Source organism: Rhodovulum sp. (assembly GCF_011048875.1).
GTDB classification, from domain to species: Bacteria; Pseudomonadota; Alphaproteobacteria; order Rhodobacterales; family Rhodobacteraceae; genus Rhodovulum; species Rhodovulum tesquicola.
In genome coordinates this window covers 1-7691 of the sequence record NZ_DSDD01000063.1, presented here as the reverse complement: position 1 = coordinate 7691, position 7691 = coordinate 1, and the positions used below count along the sequence as shown (strand labels likewise).

7 protein-coding genes are annotated in these 7691 nt (G+C 69.1%); 2 read left to right on the top strand and 5 right to left on the bottom strand.

Annotated elements, in window-relative coordinates; genetic code table 11:
- Positions 1 to 242: 242 nt before the first annotated feature.
- The 3 genes from ENN83_RS02190 to ENN83_RS02180 form a co-directional block, all read right to left on the bottom strand.
- A complete protein-coding gene (locus ENN83_RS02190) occupies positions 243 to 869 on the bottom strand; it encodes a hypothetical protein (RefSeq protein WP_287183544.1) in 627 nt (208 codons plus the stop codon).
- 112 nt (positions 870 to 981) lie between these two features.
- Positions 982 to 2040 (bottom strand): MBL fold metallo-hydrolase, encoded by a 1059-nt coding sequence (locus tag ENN83_RS02185; protein WP_287183541.1) that lies wholly within the window; start codon positions 2038 to 2040, stop codon positions 982 to 984.
- Complete coding sequence (locus ENN83_RS02180) at positions 2037 to 3743, bottom strand: acyl-CoA dehydrogenase (RefSeq protein ID WP_287183538.1); 1707 nt, start codon at positions 3741 to 3743, stop codon at positions 2037 to 2039. Before ENN83_RS02180 ends, ENN83_RS02185 begins: the two co-directional genes overlap by 4 nt.
- Positions 3744 to 3884: 141 nt before the next feature.
- On the opposite strand from ENN83_RS02180, the gene ENN83_RS02175 reads away from it, so the two are divergent.
- Entirely contained in the window at positions 3885 to 4838 is a 954-nt protein-coding gene (locus ENN83_RS02175; RefSeq protein ID WP_287183535.1) for an L-threonylcarbamoyladenylate synthase, read from the top strand.
- Here the strand turns inward: ENN83_RS02175 and ENN83_RS02170 are convergent, their stop codons facing one another.
- Positions 4839 to 5396: a YqgE/AlgH family protein gene (locus tag ENN83_RS02170; RefSeq protein ID WP_287183532.1), complete on the bottom strand. Its 558-nt coding sequence runs from the start codon at positions 5394 to 5396 to the stop codon at positions 4839 to 4841. It lies immediately after the preceding gene.
- 138 nt (positions 5397 to 5534) lie between these two features.
- On the opposite strand from ENN83_RS02170, the gene ENN83_RS02165 reads away from it, so the two are divergent.
- Complete coding sequence (locus tag ENN83_RS02165; protein WP_287183530.1) at positions 5535 to 6347, top strand: protein-disulfide reductase DsbD domain-containing protein; 813 nt, start codon at positions 5535 to 5537, stop codon at positions 6345 to 6347.
- A 43-nt stretch (positions 6348 to 6390) separates the two neighbouring features.
- Here the strand turns inward: ENN83_RS02165 and ENN83_RS02160 are convergent.
- On the bottom strand, positions 6391 to 7691 hold a 1301-nt coding region (locus tag ENN83_RS02160; RefSeq protein ID WP_287183527.1), incomplete at its 5' end, for an efflux RND transporter permease subunit.

Below are 7691 nucleotides of genomic sequence, written 5' to 3'. Positions count from 1 at the left end.
CGCAAATCAGAAGAATACGGTTTCCCCATCCATGCCGCCTCCTTCACGGCAGTCAGTATGAATCAGAAATTGCGCCGGGTGTGAATCCCAAAGATTCAACTTGGTCGCGGTCGACTCTAGGCGTCGGATTTCGGCTTGCTGCGCAAGCCGACCCGCCGGGGGCGCTGCCCCCGGACCCCCGGGGTATTTTGGCCAAGAAGAAACACAGGGCGTTTCGCGCGCCTGGGCAGGAGATGCCGCGCTCAGTCCGCCGCGACAAGTTCTGCCACGCGGTCGCGGTGCTGCGCCGTCAGAACGGCGCGGTTCTCATCCGGGTCGTCATCGCGGATCGTTTCGGTGCGGACCCCGGGCAGCTTGGCGAAACCGTCCATGATGGCCCTGGGGCGGACGGTGGCGGGGATGGTCTGAAAGCCCGGCACCTGGCGCAGCACGTGGCTGACAGAGCGGCCGCACATCGCCTTGGGCGCGGCGCCCGACGCCTCGGCCACGCGCAGCGCCCGTTCGGCGGTTTCGGGCGAAACCTCGACGGTCTGGGTGACAACGCGAAAGGTTTCGCGCGCGTGGTAGTCGATGTAGAAATCCAGCATCGTGGGCGTGATGCCGTAGAGCAGATCGTTGCGCTCGGGCACGGTGCGGTGCCACCAGGTTCCCGCCGGGTCGAAGATCACCCGCTGGCTGGCATTGATCATCAGCGCCGAATGTGCACCGGCATCCGACCGGTTGGCGATTACCGTGAAAAGCGTGATCGAGGGCGGGCCGGGATGGCGATAGGCGGCGCGGGCCACATCCTCGTCAGGCGCCCAGACCGATTCGGCGCAGCCGGCAAGAAAGAGCAGCAGAAGAGCGGCGAGAAGGTGAAGCTTCCGCAAGGCGGATGGACGCCGTGCCGTTCGCCATTGCGCCGGAGTGGTCGATATCATCTGCGCGCTGGTCCCCGCTTCCCTGCTTCGCGCGGCAGGCTAGCGAATCGGCCCGAGGCTGTCACGCCTGCGGCCCACCGATACGTTGAAACAGCCAGGCGCCATCCTCGCGCTGCCAGCGGCGGGCGCGGCCGGTCAGGAACAGGTGGTTCAGATGCCCCACCGCCTCGACCAGGGCGAGGACATATTCGGCCGGGCCGATCTCGCGACGGTAGAGCACCGGGAAGCAGTCGCAGGCAGTGCGCGGCCGGTCGAGAATGGCGATCAGCCGGTCGAGCGCGCCATGGTGGTTGTCGATCAGTTGCGCAAGCCGCGTGGGCAGGCCGGTGAAGGGCAGCTTGTGCCCGGACAGCACCAGATGATCCTCCCGCGCATGCGTGGCGAGCCGGGCGCAGCTTTGCAGCCAGCCCGCGACGGGGTCGTTCAGCGGTTCGGTGGCATAGACCCCGAGATTGGGCGAGATCGAGGGCAGGAGCTGGTCGCCGCCGATCACGAGGTTGCAGTCCCGGCTCCAGAGGGTGACATGGTCGCGCGCATGCCCGTCGCCCAGCCGCACGTCCCAGTCGCGCCCGCCCGCGCGGATCACGTCGCCCTCGGCCATGTCGCGAAAGCCCAGCGGCATCGGCGCCACCGTGTCGGCGAAATTGAACGGGCGCTGGGTGGCGCGTTCGGCGAAAAGGGCCGGGTCCATGCCCGCGCCGCGCCAATGGGCCAGCGTCTCGGGCGCGGGGCGGTCCTGTTCGTCGAGTTGCAGCATGCGCGCGAACAGCCAGGCGACGCGACTGGTCCACAGTTCGGCGCCGTGCTCGGACTGGAACCAGCCCGCAAGACCGACATGGTCGGGATGGTGATGGGTGACGATCACGCGGGTCACCGGCCTGCCGCCGAGCGGCCCCGCCATCAGCGCCCGCCAGAGCGCGCGGGAGCGGCTCGAGGCGATTCCGGTATCGACCACGGTCCAGCCCGCGCCATCGTCCAGCGCGTAGACATTCACGTGATCCAGCGCCATCGGCAGTGGCAGGCGCATCCACAGGACGCCCTCGGCGATCCGAACCGCGCTGTCGGGAGCGGGCGGGTCGGGGAAGGGGTAGCGGACCGGGCCGCGCGTGCCGTCCATCATGCTGCCAGATCGTCGTCGGACAGCGCGTAAAGCCCCGCTGCCCCGGCCCGGGCCTGGGCCAGCAGGGCGACATGTTCGGGCAGAAGCCGCGCGACGAAGACGCGGGCAAGCGCAGTGCGCGGCCCCGCGCCCCCCTCGGCGCGGGCGGCGGCAAGATGGACATGGCCGCCCAGAACCCGCGCCCAGGCGCGCAGGAAGGGCACCGCACCAGCGAATCGGTCGGTCTGGTCCTGGGTCAGCATCCATTCGGTCGTCTCGCGCAGCGTTTCGGCCGCGGCCCAGACGTCGCCGGCAGGTTCGGGCAGAAGGGCGCGCGCGGCTTCGGCGCCCTGTTCGATTTCCTCGAGCAGCCGCCAGGCGGCCTCGCCGCCATCCGCCAGCTTGCGGCCGACCAGGTCCAGCGCCTGGATGCCGTTGGTGCCCTCATAGATCGGGGTCACGCGCACGTCGCGCAGGTATTGCGCGGCACCGGTCTGTTCGACGAAGCCCATGCCGCCATGGACCTGGACACCGGCCGAGGCGACCTCGACCCCGGTATCGGTGCCGTGGGCCTTGGCAATGGGGGTCAGGAAAGCCGCGCGGGCGGCCCAGTCGGCCTGTTCCGTGGCGTCGGCCATGTCGATCGCCACCGCGCAGGACAAGGCGATGGCGCGGGCGGCGAAGATCTCGGCCCGCATGGCGGCCAGCATCCGGCGGATATCGGCATGGCCGATGATGGCCCCGCCCTGCGGCGTCGCCCCCTGCCGCCGCTCGCGGGCATAGGCCAGTGCCTGCTGGAACGCCGCCTCGGCCACGCCGATGCCCTGCATCCCGACGCCAAGGCGGGCATTGTTCATCATGGTGAACATCGCCGCCATGCCGCGATGCGGTTCGCCCACCAGCCAGCCGGTCGCGCCGTCATAATCCATCATGGCCGTCGGGCTGCCATGCAGCCCCAGCTTATGTTCAAGGCTGACCACCCGCAGGCTGTTGCGCGCACCCGGATCGCCGCTTGCATCGGGGATGTTGCGCGGCACGAGGAACAGGCTGATGCCGCGGGTGCCGGGGGGGGCGTCGGGCAGGCGGGCAAGCACCAGATGGACGACATTGCCGATGAACTCGGAATCGGCCCAGCTGATGAAGATCTTCTGCCCGGTGATCGCGTAGGTCCCGTCGCCCTTCGGCACCGCGACCGTGCGCACCGCCCCCACATCGCTGCCCGCCTGCGGTTCGGTCAGGTTCATCGTGCCCGACCATTCGCCCGAGATCAGTTTCGGCAGGTACAGCGCCTTGAGCGCGTCGCTGGCATGATGGCTCAGCGCCTCGATCTGACCCTGGGTCAGCAGGGGCGCGATCTGAAGGGCAAGGCAGGCGCCGCTCATCATCTCGGTGACGGCCATTGCCAGCGTCTGGGGCAGGCCCATGCCGCCATGCCGGGTGGGCGCGGCCAGACCGATCCAGCCGCCTTGGGCGATGGCGCGCCAGCCCTCGGCAAAGCCGGGCGGCGTGCGGACGATGCCGTTTTCCAGCCGCGCGGGGTGCAGGTCGCCCACCCGTTGCAGGGGCGCCATGACCTCCTCGCAGAGCCTGCCTGCGCCGTCCAGGATCGCGGCGGTCAGATCCGGCGTTGCCTCGGCGAAACGCGCGGTCGCGGCAAGCTCGGGGAACCCCGCCACATGGTCGAGCAGGAAGCGGATATCGGCCACGGGGGCACGGTACGGCATGAGATCCTCCTTCTCCTCCTGCCTTGCCCCCGGGCCGGTGCGGCTGTAGCAGTCCGGCAAGGGTGTGGCAGAGGTCGCACGCAAGGTAAACGACCGCCCCGTCCCATCAAGTCCAACGCAACGTCACCGGGACCGCAGACCATGAGCGCAGAGATCCTGAAGCCCGATGCGGGCGGGCTTGCCCGCGCGGCGGCGCTGCTGGGGGCGGGCCAGCTTATAGCCTTTCCGACCGAGACGGTCTACGGGCTGGGCGCGGATGCGCGGAACGACCGGGCAGTGGCGCGGATCTTCGAGGCCAAGGGGCGGCCGCATTTCAACCCGCTGATCGTTCATCTGGCCGATGCCGCGGCCGCGGCGCGGTTCGCGGTGCTGGACGGGGCGGGCGAACAACTGGCATCGGCCTTCTGGCCCGGTGCGCTGACGCTGGTGCTGCCGCTGCGCCCGGATGCCGGGCTGTCGCCGCTGGTCAGCGCGGGCTTGCCCACCGTGGCGCTGCGGGTGCCCGATCATCCGGTGGCCCATGCCCTGCTGACGGCGTTCGGCGGTCCGGTCGCGGCACCCTCGGCCAACCGTTCGGGCAGCATAAGCCCGACGCGGGCCGCGCATGTGATCGAGGGGCTTGGCGACCGGATCGCGGCCGTGGTGGATGGCGGGGCGTGCCCGGTGGGGGTGGAATCGACGATCGTCGGCTTCGATCCCGCGCCTGTGCTGCTGCGCCCGGGCGGGCTGCCGCTGGAGGCGATCGAGGACTGCCTGGGCAGGCGGGTGGCGCCCCGCAGGGCGGACGATGCGATCACCGCGCCGGGGCAGCTTTCGTCGCATTACGCGCCGGATGCCCCCATCGCCCTCGAGGCCGCAACGCCGCCCGCGGGCGCGCTATGGCTGGGCTTCGGGCCGGACTGCGACGGGGCGGCGCTGAACCTGTCGTCCACAGGCGATCTGGTCGAAGCGGCAGCGAACCTTTTCCACGCGCTGCGCGAACTGGACGCGCGCGCCGAACCGGGCCAGCGCATCGCCGTCGCGCCGATTCCCGATCACGGCCTTGGCCGGGCGATCAACGATCGGCTGCGCCGGGCGGCGGCCCCCCGGGGATGATCACGCCCGGCCCGCTGCCGAGGACAGCATCAGCGGTTCGATCCCGAGGGTCCGAAGCGCGCGCTCCCACTTGGCGGCATCAGCAGGATCGAACACGATTTCGGGCACGGCCTCGCAGGTCAGCCAGCCATTGTCCTGTATCTCGCCCTCGAGCTGGCCCGGCCCCCAACCCGCATAGCCAAGCGCCAGCAGGGAATCGGTCGGCCCCTGCCCCTTCGCGATGTCCTCGAGGATGTCGAGCGTCGCCGTCATCCCGAACCGGCCATCGACCCGCAGCGTCGTGTCGCTGCCGGAATTGTAGTCGCCCGAATGCAGAACGAAGCCTCGGGCATGTTCGACCGGGCCGCCGAAATGCACGCGGATGTCGCGGGCGCCGGGCGCCCGCGCAATGCCAAGCTGCCTGAGCAGATCGGAAAAGGACAGCTCCGCCATGGGCTTGTTGACGATCAGCCCCATGGCGCCCTCCTCGGAATGCGCACAGAGAAAGACCACGCTTCTCTCGAAGCGGGGATCACCCATGCCGGGCATCGCGATAAGAAGCTTGCCACTGAGTTGCATGCGAACCGTCCGGACCGACCTGACCAACAGAATGTGTCGCCAGTTGCAACGGCGCAAGGCCGACGCGAGACAATTTTTTCGCGACGCTCTCTCCCGAATGTGATTTCCCGCCGCTGAACCGCCCATTATCTTCGCCGCATGGGATTTGACAGATCACTCCGTCTTGCCGCGGCGTCGGCTCTTGCGCTGGGGTTGGCGCAGGCCGCCCTGGCAGACCCCCTCGATGATGTGCTGAGCGCCGAGATCCTGCCGGGCTGGCAGACCGCGGACGGAACCTACATGGCCGGGTTGAAGCTTCGGCTTGCGCCTGGGTGGAAGACCTACTGGCGTGCACCGGGCGACTCCGGAATACCGCCGCGTTTCGACTGGACGGGGTCGGAGAACGTGGCGGAGGTTGAGGTGCATTGGCCCACTCCGCGGGTGTTTTCGTCGAACGGGCTGCGCACCATAGGCTACGAACACGAGGTTGTGCTGCCGCTGGAACTGACCCCGCGCGAGCACGGGCAGCCGCTGCAACTGGACGCGCGGGTGGAACTGGGCGTGTGTCAGGACATCTGCCTTCCGATCGAACTGCACCTTTCGGGTCTGTTGCCTGCCGAGGGCCGAGGCGAGTCGATCCGCGCGGCGCTGGCTGCGCAGCCCGAGAGTGCGCGTGCGGCACGGGTCGGCAGCGTGGCCTGTACGGTGGAGGCGATTCCCGACGGTCTGCGTCTGACCGCCGAGATCGAGGTCGCCCCCCTGGGGCGCAACGAAACGGCGGTCTTCGAGCTGTCGGACAGTTCGATCTGGGTTTCCGAGGCGTTCATTGCGCGACAAGGCGGGCGGCTTGTGGCGCGCTCGGACCTTGTGCCAGCGACCGGTGCGCCCTTCGCGCTGGACCGTTCCGACCTGCGAATCACGCTGCTTGGTGAGGATCGGGCAATCGACATCCGCGGCTGCGCAGGGCGCTGACCGCCCCCGCCAAGGACATCGCAATCTTGCGGGCAGGAATCCTTCAGGAATTCTGCGTCTGGCCCGGGCTATGCCCTCCGGCTCGCACCATTGCGCGAGCAGCAAGCGCGTAAGCCACCACCAGGACCATGGCTCCACCGCCAAGGAAGAGCAGCAACGCCGCCGTCATCGGCCGGTCGGCCAGCATCGGCAACGCCGCGGCCAGCGGCCCGGGGAGTGCACCCGTCACAAGCACCGGACCTGCCGTTGCCACGAAAAGCGCCGCAAGCCCCAGCGCGGCCGACGCCGTTGTCCGCGCCACGGCTCGCGCCCGACCGCCACGCGAATGCCCGCGAAGTGCATGACGCAACGCGCGGATCTGCCGGCTGACATCCTGCTGCACCGCCAGAAGCGCCGGCACCACCAGAAGCACCAAGAGCATCCCGAAGCCCAGCCCGTAGACCAGCGTGATGACCGTCGGCTTCAGGAACTGCGCCTGTTGCGACCTCTCGAACAACAGCGGCATCAGCCCCAGCACGGTCGTCAGGGTGGTCAGCAGCACCGGCCGCAGCCGGTCGGCGGTCGCATCCACGATCGCGGGGATCAGGCCGCGCGAGCGGGCGTAATCGTCCACCGTGCTGACCAGCACGATCGAATCGTTGATGATGATGCCGACCATCCCGATCAGCCCGACCACCGTGAACATCGACATCGGCACATCCCAGGCCATGTGGCCATAGATCGTGCCCACCAGCCCGAACGGGATGATCGCCATCACCACCACCGGCCGCGACCAGCTTGCGAAGATCCAGGCCAACGTCAGGTAGATGCCGATCAGCCCCAGCCCCAGCCCCAGCCGGGCATCGGCCATGAAGTCCCGTTCCTGCTCGGACAGGCCCGCCAGGCGCCAGGCGACGCCCAGATCGCTTTCGATCCGGGGCAGGACCACCTGTTCCAGCTCGCGCATGATTTCTTCGGCGCGGGCGGGATCGTCCTCGGACAGATCGCCCGTGACCGAGACCACGCGCAGCCCGTTCTCGCGCCGCACGGTCGAAAACCCGGTGCTGCGCTTGACCGAAACGATATCGGCCAGCGGCAGGTAGTCGCCCGAGGGCGCGCGCAGAAGCGTGCGCTCCAGGAAATCCGCCGTCAACTCGCGCGCGGGCAGTTCCACCCGGATCGCCGCCGAACGCGGCCCGTCGGGATAGGTCGCGGCCTCGATCCCGTTCAGCCGGTGACGCAGCACCCGGCCCAGTTCCTCGATGGTGAAGCCCAGCGCAGCCCCCTGCGCGGTCAGGTCGAGCAGCAATTCCTCCTTGTCATAGGCCATGCTGTCCTCGACCGCCGAAACCTCGCCATACTGGG

What these genes read in the sequence shown, in the direction of transcription:
- ENN83_RS02185 (WP_287183541.1), bottom strand. Translation starts at nt 2,040, where the DNA reads ATGATGGACGGCACGCGCGGCCCGGTCCGCTACCCCTTCCCCGACCCG.
- ENN83_RS02180 (WP_287183538.1), bottom strand. Translation starts at nt 3,743, where the DNA reads ATGCCGTACCGTGCCCCCGTGGCCGATATCCGCTTCCTGCTCGACCAT.
- ENN83_RS02175 (WP_287183535.1), top strand. Translation starts at nt 3,885, where the DNA reads ATGAGCGCAGAGATCCTGAAGCCCGATGCGGGCGGGCTTGCCCGCGCG.
- ENN83_RS02170 (WP_287183532.1), bottom strand. Translation starts at nt 5,396, where the DNA reads ATGCAACTCAGTGGCAAGCTTCTTATCGCGATGCCCGGCATGGGTGAT.
- ENN83_RS02165 (WP_287183530.1), top strand. Translation starts at nt 5,535, where the DNA reads ATGGGATTTGACAGATCACTCCGTCTTGCCGCGGCGTCGGCTCTTGCG.